Source organism: Aquirufa sp. HETE-40SA (assembly GCF_054558635.1).
The window spans coordinates 441,777-460,316 of the sequence record NZ_JBPXKN010000001.1 but is presented as its reverse complement, the minus strand read 5'-3'; the positions used below and the strand labels follow the sequence as shown (position 1 = coordinate 460,316).

The 18,540-nt window shown below is 39.2% G+C and carries 12 protein-coding genes; 5 read left to right on the top strand and 7 right to left on the bottom strand.

From position 1 onward, the window contains the following. Positions 1-91 precede the first annotated feature (91 nt). A complete protein-coding gene (locus ACRZ9O_RS02080; RefSeq protein WP_459455897.1) occupies positions 92-2,614 on the top strand; it encodes a DUF5686 and carboxypeptidase regulatory-like domain-containing protein in 2,523 nt (840 codons plus the stop codon). 66 nt (positions 2,615-2,680) lie between these two features. Further along, positions 2,681-4,867: a sodium-translocating pyrophosphatase gene (locus ACRZ9O_RS02075; protein WP_459455895.1), complete on the top strand. Its 2,187-nt coding sequence runs from the start codon at positions 2,681-2,683 to the stop codon at positions 4,865-4,867. Between the two features lie 84 nt (positions 4,868-4,951). Here the strand turns inward: ACRZ9O_RS02075 and ACRZ9O_RS02070 are convergent, their stop codons facing one another. The 3 genes from ACRZ9O_RS02070 to ACRZ9O_RS02060 form a co-directional block, all read right to left on the bottom strand. Next, positions 4,952-5,518 (bottom strand): 50S ribosomal protein L25/general stress protein Ctc, encoded by a 567-nt coding sequence (locus ACRZ9O_RS02070; protein WP_459455893.1) that lies wholly within the window; start codon positions 5,516-5,518, stop codon positions 4,952-4,954. 61 nt (positions 5,519-5,579) lie between these two features. After that, positions 5,580-6,521 (bottom strand): ribose-phosphate pyrophosphokinase, encoded by a 942-nt coding sequence (locus tag ACRZ9O_RS02065; protein ID WP_377978040.1) that lies wholly within the window; start codon positions 6,519-6,521, stop codon positions 5,580-5,582. 65 nt (positions 6,522-6,586) lie between these two features. Continuing rightward, positions 6,587-8,851, bottom strand: a complete 2,265-nt coding sequence (locus ACRZ9O_RS02060) for an aconitate hydratase (RefSeq protein ID WP_459455891.1) — start codon at positions 8,849-8,851, stop codon at positions 6,587-6,589. Between the two features lie 179 nt (positions 8,852-9,030). Here ACRZ9O_RS02060 and ACRZ9O_RS02055 point away from each other — a divergent pair, with 179 nt between their 5' ends. The 3 genes from ACRZ9O_RS02055 (at position 9,031) to ACRZ9O_RS02045 (ending at position 14,798) form a co-directional block, all read left to right on the top strand. Next, on the top strand, positions 9,031-11,319 hold the full coding sequence (locus ACRZ9O_RS02055; RefSeq protein WP_459455889.1) for a DUF5686 family protein: 2,289 nt from the start codon (positions 9,031-9,033) through the stop codon (positions 11,317-11,319). Positions 11,320-11,413: 94 nt separating this feature from the next. Continuing rightward, positions 11,414-13,903 (top strand): type I DNA topoisomerase, encoded by a 2,490-nt coding sequence (gene topA / locus ACRZ9O_RS02050; RefSeq protein WP_459455887.1) that lies wholly within the window; start codon positions 11,414-11,416, stop codon positions 13,901-13,903. 4 nt (positions 13,904-13,907) lie between these two features. Next, positions 13,908-14,798 (top strand): bifunctional 5,10-methylenetetrahydrofolate dehydrogenase/5,10-methenyltetrahydrofolate cyclohydrolase, encoded by an 891-nt coding sequence (locus ACRZ9O_RS02045; RefSeq protein ID WP_459455885.1) that lies wholly within the window; start codon positions 13,908-13,910, stop codon positions 14,796-14,798. On the opposite strand, the gene ACRZ9O_RS02040 is transcribed toward ACRZ9O_RS02045, so the two are convergent. The 4 genes from ACRZ9O_RS02040 to menB are packed head-to-tail and all read right to left on the bottom strand — an operon-like array spanning position 14,795 to position 18,540. Next, positions 14,795-15,700 carry a class I SAM-dependent methyltransferase gene (locus ACRZ9O_RS02040; RefSeq protein WP_459455883.1) on the bottom strand — a complete coding sequence of 302 codons (906 nt, stop codon included), beginning with the start codon at positions 15,698-15,700 and terminating at the stop codon, positions 14,795-14,797. The two genes, ACRZ9O_RS02045 and ACRZ9O_RS02040, sit on opposite strands and share 4 nt — an antisense overlap. Before the next feature lie 3 nt (positions 15,701-15,703). Then, positions 15,704-17,305, bottom strand: coding sequence for a hypothetical protein (locus ACRZ9O_RS02035; protein ID WP_459455881.1), 1,602 nt, complete (start codon positions 17,303-17,305; stop codon positions 15,704-15,706). Positions 17,306-17,308: 3 nt separating this feature from the next. Next, complete coding sequence (locus ACRZ9O_RS02030) at positions 17,309-17,713, bottom strand: EVE domain-containing protein (RefSeq protein WP_459455880.1); 405 nt, start codon at positions 17,711-17,713, stop codon at positions 17,309-17,311. A 2-nt stretch (positions 17,714-17,715) separates the two neighbouring features. Further along, positions 17,716-18,540 (bottom strand): 1,4-dihydroxy-2-naphthoyl-CoA synthase, encoded by an 825-nt coding sequence (gene menB, locus ACRZ9O_RS02025; protein WP_459455878.1) that lies wholly within the window; start codon positions 18,538-18,540, stop codon positions 17,716-17,718.

Below are 18,540 nucleotides of genomic sequence, written 5' to 3'. Positions count from 1 at the left end.
ATAGCCTACAAAATTACGTTAATTCTTGTTAAGTGCTCGCCGTTCGTCAAATTATTCATTTCAATTAGCGTCTTTCGTTTACTTTTGTTCTATGAAACCACTTTTACTCCTTTTATGTACGTGCATAGGTCTACAGGCTCAAACACTTAGCGGAGTCATTCGTTCAAATAAGGGCGAATTGATGCCTTTTTCGTCTATTTGGGTAACTGATTTAAATAAGGGAACGCTAGCCAATGAGGAAGGTAAATATGCTATTACCTTGCCTAAAGGAGAACATGAGGTGGTTTTTCGCTTTTTGGGGCATACCCCTAAATCACATAAAATCAACTTATCTGGAGATTTAGCATTGGATGTAGTATTATCTGAAGAAGCGGTAACTCTTCAAGATGTCAATGTGGGAGGTTTAAAAGAGGATCCAGCTATCGGTATGATGCGTCGGATGATCTCCATGGCTCCTTTCCACTTAAAAGAGATTGATAGTTACAAAGCCAAAGGCTATGTCAAAGGGGCAGGTAAAATTACCTCAATTTCCAAGATGATGAATGCGCTGGTAGGTAAGAAGATTGAAAAGGAAGCGGGAATTAAAGTAGGGTCCACTTATGTGTTAGAGGGAATTAATCAAATTACTTACACGCGACCTAATAAGATTGATGAGAAAGTTTTGTCAAATCGGAACAACCTTCCCGCTGTTTTGAAAAACTCGGGTGCACCTAATTTACGAATCACGCAAACGAACTTTTATCAACCTAAGGTGTGGGGCTCTTTGATATCCCCTATTTCTCCTTCTGCTTTCTCCTTTTATAAATTTGCTTATTTAGGTAGTTTTCAGTTGAATGGCCAAACGGTTTCCAAAATACAAGTCAAGCCTAAATCAACTTCGGATGATTTGTTTGAGGGTACACTTTCTATAGTCGAGGATACCTGGAGTATCTATTCTTTCAGCTTAGCTTTTCGTAATTCCCAGGGTTATTATACGTTTCAGCAGCAGAATGCGCTGTTTCAGGGTGTTTGGATGCCCGTTAATTATGACGTGAATGTGAATTTTGATGCCATGGGTTTTGGAGCAACCTTCCGATATATAACTCAGGTGAAAGAATACTCCATCAAGGTGAATCCTGCTTTTGTGGTAAAACCTACCCTTATTGAGGAGCGTTTGCATAAGGATTGGGCGAAAGAAATCAATAAAGAAAAAATTACTACCCCTAAACTTGCTCTAGGTAAAGAATTGACTAGAAAAAAGCTGAAGAAGGTTTTGAAGGAAATAGACAAAGAAGAAAAGAAAGAAGAGTTCATTTCTGATTATACTATCACCGTAGATTCATCTGCAGCCGTAAAAAAAGAGGAATATTGGGAGGCGGAACGTCAGGTTCCATTAACGGAAGCAGAGGTTAAAGGATATAAAGAAGCTGATAGTCTTTCAGTTCAAGATGAGAAAAAACGATTAAAGGATTCAGTCAATGTCTTACCGCGATTCCGCTATGGGGATATTTGGGGTAGTCGCGTATATAATTACGGTCAAAAAGGCCTAGGTGCCAGATTATCACTGAGTGGTTTTCAGAATGGATACAATGCCGTGGATGGGTATACCTTAGGTCGTGGAGTAGACTATCGATACACCTATAAATTAGCAGATTATTGGGGAACTGGAATTGATGTTCGCTATGCTTTCTCCAGAAAAGCATGGAATGGATCTGCGTATATAGAACGTAATTGGGATGAAAATCGCCAGCGATTTAACCTTTCCGGTGGTTCTGCGATACAGCAGATCAATTCAACAGAACCTGTACCTACCATTGTAAATCTGTATTATGCCTTATTCTTGTCTCAAAATTATTTGAAGCTTTACCAGAAAGATTTCATTAAGGCTTCTTATGGGCTGCAAATGAATGCCAAATGGAATGTAAATTCAACGCTTGAATTTCGATCACGGACTAGCTTAGTGAACCACGAGGAGAATGGATTATACTATAAGGAGCGTCGATTTGAGTCTAATGGCCTTCCCTTTTCCACCAGTAAGCAATTATATGGCTCCATTGTAGTTCGATATCAACCATTCGCTACTTGGAGGAGATATAATGGATCACGAAGATTGTCCAATGAGGTGGGGCCTACTATTTGGGGTACGTATGAACAGGCTTTTGGAGATAATTCCTACAACAAAGTCTCACTGCAAGTTTATCAATCCGTATCTTTAGCTAACTGGGGCGAAATTAATTACCGAATCACGGCTGCTCATTTTATTAATAAGCCTTCTTTGATTGTAGATTACCAGCATTTTAAGGGAAATGAAGTAAATATCTCCTCTGGTGCATCGAGTTTCTTAGCTCTTCCTTATTACTCACTTTCGAACCCTGGAGATCATATAAAGGCTTTTGTTAACTGGGAACCCCGAAAATTCATTCTAACACAAAATGCTTTCCTATCTCTGTATGGTCTTAAGGAAAAAGTAGGTTATTCTTATCTTCAGACTACAGTTAATTCTCAAATGGTTCATTACCAAGAGCTTAGTTATGGTTTAACGGGTATTGGTAAAATTTTAGGTATTGATTTAGTCTATCCGATGGGGAATGTAGTCCCAGAAAAGTGGAAAGTTCTAGTCCGATTGCCATTCTAATTGTTTATTTGCACCTTTTTGCCTAAATTGTGCTAAATTTTTTTGATATAATCTAAATTAACCTTTATGAATCAAATTGTTTACTTAGTCCCTGCTTTTGGTTTAGTGGGATTGCTGTACACAGCATGGAAGTTTAACTGGGTGTCTAAACAAGATGCCGGTAATGAAAAAATGCAGGAATTGGCTGGCTACATTGCAGATGGTGCTATTGCCTTCTTAAAAGCGGAATGGAAAATTTTAACCTATTTCGCGATTCCAACTGCTATCCTATTAGCTTGGTTAGGGTCACAAGAGGGAACACCGGAAAACCCGATTCACTCCTCCCCTTTAATTGCTGTTGCTTTTTTAATCGGTGCAGTATTTTCTGCAACCGCAGGATATATTGGAATGATCGTAGCTACTAAAGCGAACGTTCGTACGGCTGAGGCTGCTAGAACTTCTTTAGCTAAAGCGTTGAACGTTTCTTTCACAGGAGGATCTGTGATGGGAATGGGAGTAGCAGGTTTAGCTATCCTAGGACTAGGAGGCTTGTTTATCGCATTCTACCAAATCTTTGCTCAAGGCCAAGCTTTAACTTCTATAGAGATGAGAACAGCAATCGAAGTATTAGCTGGTTTCTCTTTAGGAGCTGAGTCTATCGCTTTGTTTGCGCGTGTAGGTGGTGGTATTTACACTAAAGCAGCTGACGTAGGTGCTGATTTAGTAGGAAAAGTAGAAGCTGGTATCCCAGAAGATGATGTACGTAACCCAGCAACAATCGCGGATAACGTGGGAGATAATGTAGGTGACGTGGCTGGTATGGGTGCTGATTTATTTGGTTCTTATGTAGCCACTATCTTAGCTACGATGGTTTTAGGACAAGAAATCTCGGTTACTGATAACTACGGTGGATTCTCCCCAGTTTTATTACCGATGTTAATTGCAGGTGTGGGTTTATTAGCTTCCTTAGTTTCTACGTTTTTTGTACGTATTTCTAGTGAAACTGCCTCTGTTCAAAATGCATTAAACGTAGGTAACTATGCTTCGATTGCCATTACGTTTGTAACGTCTTACTTTTTAGTGAAGAATATCCTTCCAGAATACCTAACGCTTCGTGGTACGACATTTACTTCAATGGATGTGTTTTATGCGATTATTGTAGGTTTAGTAGTAGGGGCTTTAATGTCAATCATTACTGAATATTACACAGCAATGGGGAAACGTCCAGTGGATTCAATTGTTCAAAAATCAGGTACTGGTCATGCAACAAACATTATTGGTGGTTTAGCGGTAGGTATGGAATCTACGGTATTGCCTATTTTGGTTTTGGCAGCTGGTATTATTGGTTCTTATCACTTTGCAGGTATTTATGGTGTTTCTATTGCGGCCGCTGGTATGATGGCTACGACAGCGATGCAATTAGCTATTGATGCTTTCGGACCTATCGCGGATAACGCGGGTGGTATTGCTGAGATGGCTCAATTACCCTCTGAGGTTCGTGATCGTACGGATAACTTAGATGCGGTAGGAAATACGACTGCTGCAACTGGTAAAGGTTTTGCCATTGCTTCTGCTGCCTTGACTTCATTAGCCTTATTTGCGGCCTTCGTAGGTATTGCTGGCATTAGCCACATTGATATCTATAAAGCAGATGTTTTAGCTGGTTTATTTGTAGGTGGTATGATTCCATTCATTTTTTCTGCTCTATGTATCTCTGCAGTAGGTAAAGCCGCCATGGAAATGGTGAACGAAGTTCGTCGTCAATTCCGTGAGATTCCAGGAATTATGGAATACAAAGCAAAGCCAGAATATGAGAAGTGTGTAGCTATCTCTACCGAGGCTTCTATTCGTCAAATGATTCTTCCAGGTGCTATCGCTTTAACAGTTCCTGTTATTGTAGGTTTCACTATGGGACCAGAAGTTCTAGGTGGTGTTTTAGCAGGTGTTACTGTTTCAGGTGTATTGATGGGTATCTTCCAATCAAATGCGGGTGGAGCTTGGGATAACGCTAAGAAATCATTTGAGAAAGGTGTATTGATCGATGGTCAAACGTACAAGAAAGGTTCTGAGCCACACAAAGCGGCTGTAACAGGTGATACCGTAGGTGATCCATTCAAAGATACATCAGGTCCTTCTATGAACATCTTGATTAAATTGATGTCTATCGTTTCTTTAGTGATTGCTCCTTACATTCACGTAGGAGATAACGATCACGCTTCAGCAACGAAGATGGAGAAAGCACCTATCGTAAAAACGATTGTGGCTAAGAAATAATTCTTATTCATAAGGCATAGAAAAAGCCCCGCATTTGCGGGGCTTTTCTTTTATCTATCAATCTGTGAAAATCCGTCGGAGAAATTAAGCAGTTAACTTACCTCTTAATGCTCTTGGGATATCGATTGTTGCTACTGGGTTAGACATTGGATTTAAGATCTCACATCCTTCTACCTGTAGTTTGTTTACTTTAACTGTTTGACCTAAGTCTAAACCAGAAATATCAACTGTTACGAAATCAGGAATGCTTTCTGCTTGACCACGTAAAGTAACTTTACGTAATTTTTGCACCATTTTACCCCCTTTGATAACACCTGGAGAATTTCCCGTTACTTTAATAGGCACAGCAATCTTGATTGCTTTTCCTTTTTGAATTTCTAAGAAGTCTACGTGGTAGATCATCTCGTTTACTGGGTGAAACTGCGCATCTTGTAAGATCGCACGGTATTTCGTACCCTCAATGTTTAATTCAACTTCGTACACATCCGCAGAATACAATAATTCACGGAAAAGGATCATTGGAACAGCAAAGTGAACTTGCTCAGAACCACCGTATAATACACATGGTGCCATTGCTTCGTTGCGTAAATCATTTGCGCTCTTCGTACCGAGATTCGCTCTTTTAAACCCTACAATCTCTAATTTTTTCATCTTGTTTTTGTTAATGCTTCTAGTCTTTCGCAGCAAGGCTATCCCCTAGAAACGGTTGGAATTAATATTTAATAAATAATGAACTGATAGATTCGTGATCACGGATACGACCAATCGCTTTGGCAAAAAGCTCAGCGACCGAAAGTACCTTAATTTTGTCACACGTTTGTTTTTGAGGAATCGTATCCGTCACTAATAACTCTGTCAAAACAGAATTAGAAATGTTCTCATACGCCTTACCTGATAAAACGGGGTGGGTGACAACCGCCCTTACTGAATTTGCTCCTTTGTCCATAATTAATTGAGCCGCCTTGCACAAAGTGCCACCGGTATCAATTAAGTCATCGACTAAGACTACGTCTGCGCCTTTAACGTCTCCAATTAATTGCATCGAAGCAATTTCATTAGCGCGTTTACGGTGCTTATCGCAGATAACCATCTCCGCATTGAAGAATTTGGCCATATTACGTGTACGGACAACACCTCCCACATCGGGTGATGCGAAGAGGATGTTCTCTAAGTTTAAGGATTTTAAATACGGAACGAAGATCGCATTTCCTTCCAAGTGATCCACAGGGAAGTCCATGAAACCTTGAATTTGACCAGCGTGCAAGTCAATCGTCATTAAACGATCAGCCCCGGCTGCAGTCAATAAATTGCCAATTAATTTCGCTCCAATACCTACACGCGGGCGATCTTTCCGATCTTGACGTGAATAACCGAAATACGGGATGACAGCTGTTACATAGTGAGCTGATGCGCGTCTAGCTGCATCGATCATTAATAACAACTCCATCAAATTATCCGCCGTAGGGAAAGTAGACTGAATAATAAAAACATCGCAACCACGCACAGATTCGTCAAAACTAGGTGACATTTCACCGTCAGAGAACTTTAAAGTGGTTACAGCGCCCAAATCTTTTCCATAATACTTAGCAATATCTTTTGCTAAATAATTGGATGCAGAACCTGAAAATATTTTAACTGCGTTAATCGCTGCCATGAGATTGTTAGGGCTTATTTTTTATAATAAGGGGCAAAATTAAGCAATTTTGCCCCTATTTCAAATTATTTTACTGAAGCACGGATGATGTTTAAGGCACCACCTGCTTTGAACCATTCGATTTGTTGCTCATTATATGTGTGGTTCACAGCAAAATTTTCTGTGCTACCATCCGCATGAACAAGCTCGATCGTCAATGAATTTTCAGGAGCAAAGCTTCCTAAACCAACGATGTTGATGGCATCATCCTCTTGGATTTTATCGTAATCAGCTTCGTTTGCGAAAGTCAAGGCTAACATACCTTGCTTCTTTAAGTTGGTTTCGTGGATACGAGCAAATGACTTCACTAATACGGCACGAACACCTAAGTGACGTGGCTCCATTGCTGCGTGCTCACGAGATGAACCTTCACCGTAGTTGGTATCTCCTACTACAATAGTTCCTACACCAGCCGCTTTATAGGCGCGCTGTGTAGCTGGAACTGGACCATATTCACCTGTCAATGCATTCTTAACGTTGTCCGTCTTCTCATTGAAGAAGTTCACCGCTCCGATTAACATGTTATTTGAGATATTATCTAAGTGACCACGGTATTTCAACCAAGGACCTGCCATGGAGATGTGGTCTGTAGTACATTTACCTTTGGCCTTAATTAATAATTTCAATCCTTTCAAATCAGATCCTTCCCATGCTGCGAATGGATCTAATAATTGTAAACGATCAGACGTAGCTGAAACCTTTACTTGAACGCCTGAACCATCCGCTGCAGGAGCTTGGTAGCCTGCATCTTCAGCAGCGAAACCCAATTTAGGTAATTCGTCTCCCGTAGGTGCGTCTAATTTTACTTGTTCTCCTTTTTCGTTCGTTAACGTATCTATTAACGGATTGAAGGTTAGATCACCCGCAATCGCTAAAGCTGTTACCATTTCAGGTGATGCTACGAAAGCAAACGTGTTAGGGTTACCATCTGCACGTTTTGCAAAGTTTCTGTTGAACGAGTGAATAATGGTGTTCTTCTCCCCTTTTTCAGCTCCTGGACGAGCCCATTGGCCGATACATGGTCCACAAGCATTAGAGAATACCGTCGCACCAATTGAATCAAAGGTAGAAATGAATCCGTCACGCTCGATGGTGTAACGAACTAATTCAGAACCCGGGGTAATCGTGAATTGTGCTTTAGTCTTTAAACCTTTAGCCGCCACTTGCTTCGCTAAAGAAGCTGCACGTGCGATATCTTCATAAGAAGAGTTGGTACAAGAACCGATCAAACCTACTTCAATTTTTGTAGGCCAGCCATTTTTCTCTGCCATTTCTTTCATTTTAGAGATAGGCGTCGCTAAATCTGGTGTAAAAGGTCCGTTCAAATAAGGCTCTAATGTATTTAAATCGATTTCGATTACTTGATCGAAGTATTTTTCTGGGTTAGCGTATACTTCAGGATCAGCGGTTAAGTGTTCCTTAACGCCATTCGCTAAAGCAGCGACATCTGCACGACCTGTAGACTCTAAATAACGAGCCATTGAAGCATCGTAACCGAAAGTCGACGTGGTAGCACCGATTTCAGCTCCCATATTACAGATAGTTCCTTTACCTGTACATGACATAGAAGTTGCACCTTCGCCAAAATATTCAACGACTGCACCAGTACCCCCTTTTACCGTTAGGATACCTGCCACTTTTAAGATAACGTCTTTAGGAGACGTCCAACCGTTTAATTTACCAGTTAACTTAACACCAATTAGTTTAGGGAACTTTAATTCCCAAGCTAAACCAGCCATGACATCACAAGCATCTGCTCCACCTACACCGATAGCGATCATCCCTAAACCACCTGCATTAACTGTGTGTGAGTCAGTTCCAATCATCATTCCGCCTGGGAAAGCATAATTTTCTAACACTACTTGGTGAATGATACCAGCGCCCGGTTTCCAGAAACCGATACCATATTTGTCAGAAACTGACGATAAGAAGTCATAAACCTCTTTATTTTTATCCACTGCTACTTTTAAATCCGTAGTCGAGGCCACTTTTGCTTCAATTAAGTGATCACAATGCACGGTAGAAGGAACGGCAACTTGTGGACGACCTGCTTGCATGAATTGTAACAGGGCCATTTGAGCAGTTGCATCTTGCATCGCCACACGGTCTGGTGCAAAATCTACATAAGAAGCTCCTCTAGCATAGGCAGCAGTAGCTGTTTCTTCCCATAAATGGCTATAAAGTATTTTTTCAGTTAACGTAAGCGGTTTACCTGTTAACGCACGAGCTGCAGCAATGCGAGCCGGCATGCGATCGTAAACAGCTTTAATCATTTCAATGTCAAAGGCCATGGTAATAATGTTAGGTAAAAAATGTTCACAAAATTAATAGATTAGCTTCAATTTTGCCACTATTTTAGGAGAACATTTCCTTTGTTAAGGTTTTATTAGGAACTTTGTTTCATTGCTTGATTTAACCTATTTATTATAGGACTATTTTAACATTTTTTTACCTTTTTCATTTGAACTTTTTGAAAATATTCCTGCTGATTGGATGTTTTTTTCATTTTTTACCAAATGAAAGTCAAGCGCAATCCCCCTTACCCGCTTCTATTTTAGAGAAAGCTTTACTTTCTGCTGAAGAACATGGACATGCTATTGGATCCTTCAAGATGCGTGTTAAGATCCTAGAAAAAGGTCGATTTAATCAAGTCATTGGAATTGCTAGAAAGCGATTAGCGTCTAAAGAAGGTATCCAGATGGGTCAATGGTATGGTAATCAAACGATTGATGAAGTTCAAGTAGGTCATTTAAATCAAATGATACATGGAATAGAGTCTGTGGAGACTTTTCATAAGAAATATGCAAAACCTACCTTATTTCTTTGGCCTGATTTTTATCAAGATTTTATAGGTACCTCTTGTGTTTCACCACTCAATTATCAAGCAAAATCCTATTACCGTTTTAATTATAAAGGAGACACTTTAGTGGATGGTAAGTCCTGTTATCAATTTCATGTAGAGCCTAGAATGCGCCGAGATCGTTTGTTTAAAGGCACTTTAACTTTAGATGAATCCGGGTGGATTGTGCGTTTTGAGGGTACCGTATTTGCGGATGCAATTGATTATTCATTTGATTTACAGCATCAATTTTTCCAAGAAAAGTGGATACCAAAAAAGGGAGTTATTAGGTTAATGGCTGGTTTATTAGGAAGTGATGGAGAGTATATTTTTGAGCAAGAGGCTATAGGTAAACCCGAGGAATGGCCATATAATTCCAGTCTATTTGAAGAACCTAAAAAACCTAAAGAGACTTTAAATTTATTTCCAGTAGCATTTGATGAAACTTTTGCTAATCAGTTCTTGACAAATTTGCATGGATCTCTATTACATAAATGGAAGCAGCGACCTACTTCTAATTTAGTCATGATTGATTCTGTTTATTTCAAAAGAATGGGTGTTAATACTTCATTAGATCCTTCGTTTTTTGTTGATAAACCTGGAATGAAAAATAAAGAAGTTGCGATTGATAGTTTTATTGTAGCCCCTTTCAAGCCTTCGCAGTTGATTTTAAGTAAGTCTTTCTTTTTTGGAAATTTTAAGCGTGATTTTTATCCGTTTGAAATCTACTATAAATCTCCCGTTTTTGATTCTAATTTTAATACGGTGGAAGGTTTTGTAGCTAATACAGCGTTAGTTTTTAGAAAACGTTGGGCTAGATACCGCATGTTAGAGGCGGAGGTTTTAGGGCGAAGAGCCTTTGGCATAAATCGTAATTCTGGATTCGTTCGGTTACGATATCGAGCTGATTCCTTTGATTTAGCTTTAACTTCTGGTGATTATGTAGCCCAATATAATCCGGAGAATACCATTTCTCCAGAGATGAATTCACTTTCGACTTTGCTTCTTAAGAATAACCAAATGAAGATCTACAGATCCAATTTTACCTCATTCAGCTTAACCAAACGCTTTTCTGCAAGATTCTTTTTAAAATCATTAATTGAATATTCGGAGCGTTCTCAAATGGATAATACGACAAATTATTATTGGATTAATTTTTTGAATCGAGATTATCAGTCTAATAATCCGATTAACGGTGAATATGATAAAGCGGGTTTTGAAACGCATAAATCCTTTATTACTCAATTGCAAGTTGGTTTTAGACCTTTTTTAACACAAAGTTATCGGGCAAATACCCGGGTTACTGATTGGGGTTCTTCTCCCCTTATCTTGGCTAAATACCGAGCTGGTTGGAAAGATATCTACGGATCTACCACTGATTTTAATCAAGTAGAGCTTTCTTATTTGCAAAATATTGAGGTTAATCCTTGGATTAAAATGGGCTTATTGATTAATGCAGGTACTTTTATCGGTAATAAGCCCACTTATTTTATTGATTTTAAGCATTATAACGGAACATTTAATTTAATTCAAGCTGGTGAAATGTTAGCTTCTCATCGTCTAGTGGGTTATTATCAGAATTTAACGAATGGTTCTAACCAACGATTAAATGTAAATCATTATGCTAATTCAACAGCTGGAACTTATTTAGAAGCATTAAGCTTTTTTCAGTTTTCTAATCTTTGGTTAAAGCCTTTATTAGGAATGAAAAAACTGTATGTAAAGGAAGTCTTGATTGCTAATACTAATTATGTACAGAATCAAAATTTAGTATATAATGAAATAGGTTATGGACTAGATGGTGTGTTTAAAATCCTTCGACTTGAGGCAATTGCTAACTTCATTAATGGGCAATTTAGTTACATTGGATTTCGAATAAATATCAATTCAAGAATTCGAATCGGAAATATCCCGGAATAATTTTTTTTGCTTTTCGGCGAATTTTGCCTCTTTGTTAAATTTAGAGCCCTTATATTTGGGGTCATTTTAAGATTTTCATTTTTTAACCAGCATAATGGCAAAAAATCTAGTCATAGTCGAGTCTCCTGCGAAAGCGAAGACCATAGAAGGATATTTGGGAAAGGATTTCGTGGTGAAGTCTTCTTTTGGTCATGTTCGCGATTTACCTTTGAAGGGAGATAAAGCCATCGATGTGGAGAATGACTTCGCTCCTACTTATGTGGTTTCGGCAGATAAGACGAAAGTCATTTCTGAGTTAAAAAGTCTAGCGAAATCTTCAGAGGAAGTTTGGTTAGCAACGGACGACGACCGGGAGGGGGAAGCCATTTCTTGGCATTTAAAAGAGGCATTAGGATTAAAAGATAATGCAAAACGTATCGTTTTCAGGGAAATTACAAAGCCAGCCATCTTGCAAGCGATCACGCAGCCTAGGACCATTGATATGGATTTAGTGAATGCCCAACAGGCACGTCGTATTATGGATCGTTTGATTGGATTTGAATTATCTCCAGTGCTTTGGTCGAAAGTTCAGAAAGGTTTATCAGCTGGTCGTGTACAATCGGTCGCGGTTCGCTTAATTGTAGAACGCGAGCGTGAGATTGAAAATCACGAGGCAGTGGCTACATTTAAAGTGGTAGCTCATTTCGATTTACCTGGTAAAAAGGTATTGAAAGCAGAATTATCTAAGGCTTTTGCCAGAGAAAATGACGCTCTGGATTTCTTGAAAAAATGTGTTGGAGCAGCGTTTTGCATTAAGAGTTTAGAAACGAAACCTGCAAAAAAATCACCTGCACCTCCATTTACCACATCAACTTTACAACAAGAAGCTTCGCGTAAATTAGGTTTTGCGGTAGCTACTACGATGTCTGTTGCTCAAAAACTATATGAATCAGGGCGTATCACCTATATGCGTACCGATTCAACTATGTTATCTCAAGAAGCGAGAGATAAGGCAAAAGCGGAGATTGAGTCAGCCTATGGTGCTAAATTTCACTATAGTCGTCAATTTAAAACGAAATCAGAAAGTGCTCAAGAGGCTCACGAAGCTATTCGTCCGACAGATTTTGCAAATCATAGCATAACAGGTGATGCGCGCGAGAAGCGTTTATATGAGTTAATTTGGAAGCGGGCAATTGCGTCTCAAATGGCGGATGCCTTAATTGAGCGTACGACTGCTTTAATTGATATTTCAACTACGCCTGAGTTATTATCAGCTCAAGGCGAAGTCATTGCTTTTGAAGGATTTTTAAAGGCCTATTTAGAGGGTAAAGATGACGAAGAGGAGGATGAGAACAAAGATATGTTGCCTCCCTTAAACGTTGGTCAAGTGTTGTCATTAGATGAAATGAAAGCCCAAGAGCGCTTCACACGTGCCGCTCCCCGTTATACGGAAGCTAGTTTAGTGAAGGCTTTAGAGGAAAAAGGCATCGGTCGTCCATCGACCTACGCCCCTACCATTTCGACCATTATTAAGCGTGCCTATGTGGTGAAAGAAGATCGTCCAGGTAGAGAGCGTGAATTTCAAACTTGGGTACTTTCGAACAACGAAATTGCTGGAACGAAAGCGATAGAAACAGTAGGTACGGAAAAATCAAAATTGTTTCCAACCCATATTGGTACGATGGTGACTGATTTTTTGGTGGAAAACTTCGAAAACGTAGTTGATTATACGTTTACCGCAGAGATGGAGGATGAATTTGATAACATCGCTAAAGGTAAATTAGAGTGGACCGTCTTAATGAAGAACTTCTATAAGTCTTTCCACCAAACGATTGAAGATTCTAAGTCTATCAACCGGAGTTCTGTAGGAGGTGGACGTGAATTAGGCGTAGATCCGAAGACGGGACGATTAGTTTCTGTTCGTTTAGGAAAATTTGGTCCATTTGTGCAGTTAGGTGAATCATCTGAAGAGGAAAAGCCAGTCTTTGCGAATTTAACGAAGACGCAAGCGGTAAGTACGTTGACCTTTGAAGAGGCTTTATTATTATTAGAACGCCCTAAATTGCCTCGCGAAGTAGGTATTCACAATGATATGCCGGTGATTATCGGTGCAGGTAAATTAGGACCTTACATCAAATTTGACGGGAAGTTTACCAGCTTTCCAGATACGCACGATCCTTTTACGATTGAAATGGATGAAGCTATCGCTGTCATTGCCCAAGCATTGAAGGATGCGGAAGCGGGTGGATTAGGTTATTTTGAGGATGCATTAATTGAGACTGGTAAGGGACGTTTTGGACCTTATGTAAAGCACAATGGCAAATATTATTCTTTAGCCAAAACAGATAATTTAGCCACGATTGATCAAGCTCGTGCTATCGAGTTAATCGAGGCAAAGCGTAAAGTGGAAGCGAATAAATTCATTAAGGAATTTGCGGAAAATGAAACGGTTAAAGTGGTAAATGGAATGTATGGCCCGTATATCCAAATCGGTAAACGCAATGTAAAAATCCCTAAAGGAACAGAGCCAGCTGATTTATCTTTAGAGGAGTGCTTAGCCTTAGGCGATGCCGCTCCAGCACCTAAAAAAGCACGTAAAAAATAAGATTATGAGTCAGATTATCGATGGAAAGATGGTAGCCGAAACGATGAAAGTCGCCATAGGTGAAGAAGTGAAACAAATGGTTGCTGCAGGCCAAAAAGCCCCTCATTTAGTGGCTATTCTTGTTGGAAATAACGGAGCATCTGAAACCTATGTAGCCAATAAAGTGAAGTCATGCGAGGAATTAGGCTTTGCTTCTACCCTGCTTCGTTTTGACCCTTCGATCTCTGAGGCTGATTTGTTAGCGGAAGTACAAAAAGTGAATGATAATCCGGATATGGATGGCTTAATCGTTCAATTACCACTTCCAAAGCACATTAATCCAGATAAAGTGATGGAGACAATTCATCCGTCTAAAGACGTTGATGGTTTCCACCCGATCAATATTGGTCGTATGGCGAAAGGTTTACCAGCCTACATCTCCGCTACGCCACAAGGTGTATTGGATTTATTAGCCTATTATAAGATTGAGACGGCTGGAAAACATTGTGTGGTAGTAGGTCGCTCTCAAATCGTCGGATTACCAATGTCCATCTTAATGCAGCGTAATCATCCCGTTGGGAATTGCACGGTTACCTTAACGCATTCTAGAACGACTAATTTAGAAGAAATTTGTTCTCAAGGGGATATTGTTATTGCAGCATTGGGTATACCAGAGTTTATTAAGTCTGCTCACATTAAACCAGGAGCCGTTGTGATCGACGTAGGTTTAACACGTGTAGAAGATTCGACGAAGAAAACAGGTTTTGCTTTAAAAGGCGACGTAGATTTCGATGAGGTAGCCCCTAAGTGTTCTTACATCACTCCTGTACCTAAAGGCGTGGGTCCGATGACTATCGTTTCCTTGATGAAAAATACGCTTCTAGCTGCTAAAGGCGTGATATATCCGAAGAACTAAGATTGAAATAGATAGCGATAAAATACTCCTAAGGGGAGTTTTTTATCGTATTCATCGTTCAAATAGATTTCTCCTGACTCTGCCTTTTCTGGCACATTGAAAATACCTTTCATCAAGTTTTCTACCACTAGGGTTGAGAAGCCTAAGGAATAGACATTTGTTAAAAGAATGTGTTCTTTAGGATCTAATATCTCCTTCACAGAACGTAACATATCATCGATTTGCTCTTCTAATACCCATTTTTCCCCTTCAGGACCCCGACCATAGGCTGGAGGATCCAATAGGATACCTTGGTAAAAATTACCGCGTCTCGCTTCACGTTTCACGAATTTAAGCGCATCTTCTGCCATCCAACGGATGTTATCAAGCTTAGACACTTCCATATTCTCTCTTGCCCAAGATAAAACGGGTTTTACAGAATCCACGTGTGTGACATCAGCGCCCAACTGCTTACAAGCTAAGCTCGCACCGCCTGTATAGGCGAATAAGTTTAGGATTTTAGGCTTCGGTGTTTTTAACAAAGGAATGTTTTTTGCTAAAAATTCCCAGTTCGACGCTTGCTCAGGAAATATACCTACGTGTTTAAAGGATGACAAGGAAATCTTAAAATTCAAATCTAAAGTCTCTGATTGATACGGCATGTACCATTTATCCGGCACCCCCTTTTTTACCTCCCAAACACCACGCTCATTGCTTCCTTTTTCTTTTTTGAAATAGGCATTCGCCTTGCTAGCCCAGAATTCTTCTGACAGTGATTTTTGCCAAACTGCCTGAGGCTCTGGACGTCTTACTACAAATTCACCAAATTGCTCGAGTTTTTCGAATCCACCGGAGTCAATTAATTCGTAGTTTTTACCCCAAAATGCGGGTGTCTCAATGGCAATAGAAGCTGATTTTTTCAATTTTTAGGGGTTCAATGGGATTTTAGTTAGGAAATAAACAGAACGTCTTCCTTCCTCTGAATTGTTAATTGTTTGATTACCAGAAGCTAGAAAATTGTTGCCAAACCAGAAGTTTAAATCTGATTTTTCTTGACGGCGAATTTTATCTCCTTCATTTTGTGAACTTAATTCTTGAATCTTTTCCTCTCCAGACTGACCTTGTGCAGTTATATATTTAGAAATGATATAATTACCCCTTTGGTACGATAAAGTAAGAATGTCTCCATGTAGAGATGTTTTTATCTTTTGGATCAATTTATCTTCTTTAATATCATTTAAATCAATAGAATGATCCCATACTAAATTACCTTTTTCATCTATTTCTGCAATCACGGCATGCGTATAAATCCATCCATCAAATTGCTGTGAATTACTGTACGAATTAAAACCTCTATATCCCCATGGACTATAATAGCTAGAGAATGGAGAATATAGGCCATAATTACCATATCCCCATCTATAGGGATTATACAGCATATTCCAAGGTGAAAATAATCCCCCTCCTAACATGTTACCACCGAATGGCGAATAATTAGCATATTTATAGTCTGGATAAAACGCTTCAGCTACTATGATGTAATGATCTCCCTTTTTAATGATCTCATGCATTAATAAGCGATAATCTAATCGAAGTTCTTCGCCTTTATTTTCTTTTGTTTTAATTTTTTTCTCCTGTTTATTTCTCTGCTTTTCCCCTAAAAAATTGAAAAAATTATTGAATTGCGTGAAGCTGTGAAATTTTTCTTCTTGAGGTTCACCATCTAAATAAGAAGAAAAATATAAACCTTGTGAACTAGGTCCTCTTCCGGATCCAATGGTATTTTTATGACCGTAAGTGCCTACCACCACTTGAAGAGAATCATTTAATTGTGTTGATTTAGCATTCATTTGAGCATATTCTACCTTTGGATTCATGGTAATTTGCCCTAATTGATTTCCATCTTCATCAAAAGACTTTAAGATCAATTGATAGTTCTTAGCCTTTTTACCCACGGAATAAACTACATTAATTTGTTGCTGTACCGTGTCTAAATCCATCGATTGAATTTCTGCTTCTCCATTGACCACGGCGGGAAGAATTCGGGTTATTTTCTCGCTTAAATTCGTATATAAAATAACCGGATTGTTATTGACAATTCCACCAATAAATAAGGATTCATTTAATGCTTTGAAATTCGAAATTTCCATTTTTTCAACAGAGAAAATTTGAAATTTTTCTAATTTACCATCTTGAGGATTAACCCGAACTATGTAATAATTATTGCTTTTGTAGCGACTAAATAACAAATTCAAAAATTTTCCATCGTAGCAATGTGTCACATAATCAAGATTAGCGTCTACGCTTCCGTGATTTGTCCAAACTTGTTCTAATTCTGTATCGAATTTTCTGATCACAAACTCAGATTTCCCCATGTGGTTTAAAACAATCACTCCTTTTTCTCCAATTGGAATAGAGAAAGTCTCCAATTGATTTGATCCTGAAAGAATTTCAATTCGCTTCATTTGTTGAGCGAAAGAAACGAAACTTGATAGAATTAATGCGAGTAAAAGGCGGATTGATTTCATATTTTAATCAGCTAGGCTTAAAATAATATCGAATTCTGCTTTTGCGACGGGTGTAACCGATAAACGTGATTGTTTGATAAGAGCTAAACCAGATAAGCGATCATCTCCTTTCATCGTTTTCAAACTCACTGTTTTAGCAAATTTTTTAACGGGAATTAATTCAACCACTACCCAACGCGGATCTTCTGTAGTAGGATCTGGATAATGTTCTTTGTGTACTTCTGCTAATCCTACAACCTCCATACCTTCGTTTGAATGATAAAAGAAGACCCAATCCCCTTTTTTCATCGCCATCATATTGTTTCTGGCTTGGTAATTACGTACGCCATCCCAAACAGATTTCCCTTCCTTAACGAAATCATTCCAGGAATATTTGAAAGGCTCAGATTTAACTAACCAATAATTCATATTTAAGGGAATTTAGGGAATTTAGAAAAATCAGGTTTACGTTTTTCGAGGAAGGCATTCTTACCTTCTTTGGCCTCATCTGACAAGTAATACAGGAGTGTGGCATTTCCAGCTAATTCTTGAATACCTGCTTGACCGTCTAATTCCGCATTAAATGCAGATTTCAGCATACGAAGCGCTAGAGGACTCTTCTCTAACATTTTTTCGCACCAAGCGACCGTGGTCTTTTCAAGCTCTTCTAAAGGAACTACTTTATTCACTAATCCCATTTGTAGTGCTTCTGAAGCATCGTATTGATCACACAAGAACCAGATTTCTCTCGCTTTCTTTTGACCTACCACACGTGCTAAATAGGAGGCTCCAAAACCACCATCAAATGACCCCACATTAGGTCCAGTTTGACCAAAACGGGCATTTTCAGCAGCGATAGATAAGTCGCAAATCACGTGTAATACGTGACCACCACCAATAGCCCACCCCGCAACCATGGCTACAACTGGCTTTGGTATCGTTCTTATTTGGCGTTGTAAATCCAATACATTTAAACGTGGCACGGTGTCTTTTCCTACATATCCCCCATCACCACGTACGCTTTGATCACCACCAGAACAGAACGCTTTTCCGCCCTCTCCTGTTAAAATAATTACACCCACTTTCGGATCTTGACGCGCCAATTCCATCGCCTCAGACATTTCCTGCACGGTTAATGGAGTGAATGCGTTGTGTTTATGAGGTCTATTGATAGAGATTTTAGCAATTCCATTGTAGAATTGAAATAAGATATCCTCGTAGGATTTGATGGTTTTCCAAGGGAAAGATGAGATCAT

What these genes read in the sequence shown, in the direction of transcription:
- ACRZ9O_RS02080 (WP_459455897.1), top strand. Translation starts at nt 92, where the DNA reads ATGAAACCACTTTTACTCCTTTTATGTACGTGCATAGGTCTACAGGCT.
- ACRZ9O_RS02075 (WP_459455895.1), top strand. Translation starts at nt 2,681, where the DNA reads ATGAATCAAATTGTTTACTTAGTCCCTGCTTTTGGTTTAGTGGGATTG.
- ACRZ9O_RS02070 (WP_459455893.1), bottom strand. Translation starts at nt 5,518, where the DNA reads ATGAAAAAATTAGAGATTGTAGGGTTTAAAAGAGCGAATCTCGGTACG.
- ACRZ9O_RS02065 (WP_377978040.1), bottom strand. Translation starts at nt 6,521, where the DNA reads ATGGCAGCGATTAACGCAGTTAAAATATTTTCAGGTTCTGCATCCAAT.
- ACRZ9O_RS02060 (WP_459455891.1), bottom strand. Translation starts at nt 8,851, where the DNA reads ATGGCCTTTGACATTGAAATGATTAAAGCTGTTTACGATCGCATGCCG.
- topA (WP_459455887.1), top strand. Translation starts at nt 11,414, where the DNA reads ATGGCAAAAAATCTAGTCATAGTCGAGTCTCCTGCGAAAGCGAAGACC.
- ACRZ9O_RS02045 (WP_459455885.1), top strand. Translation starts at nt 13,908, where the DNA reads ATGAGTCAGATTATCGATGGAAAGATGGTAGCCGAAACGATGAAAGTC.
- ACRZ9O_RS02035 (WP_459455881.1), bottom strand. Translation starts at nt 17,305, where the DNA reads ATGAAATCAATCCGCCTTTTACTCGCATTAATTCTATCAAGTTTCGTT.
- ACRZ9O_RS02030 (WP_459455880.1), bottom strand. Translation starts at nt 17,713, where the DNA reads ATGAATTATTGGTTAGTTAAATCTGAGCCTTTCAAATATTCCTGGAAT.
- menB (WP_459455878.1), bottom strand. Translation starts at nt 18,540, where the DNA reads ATGATCTCATCTTTCCCTTGGAAAACCATCAAATCCTACGAGGATATC.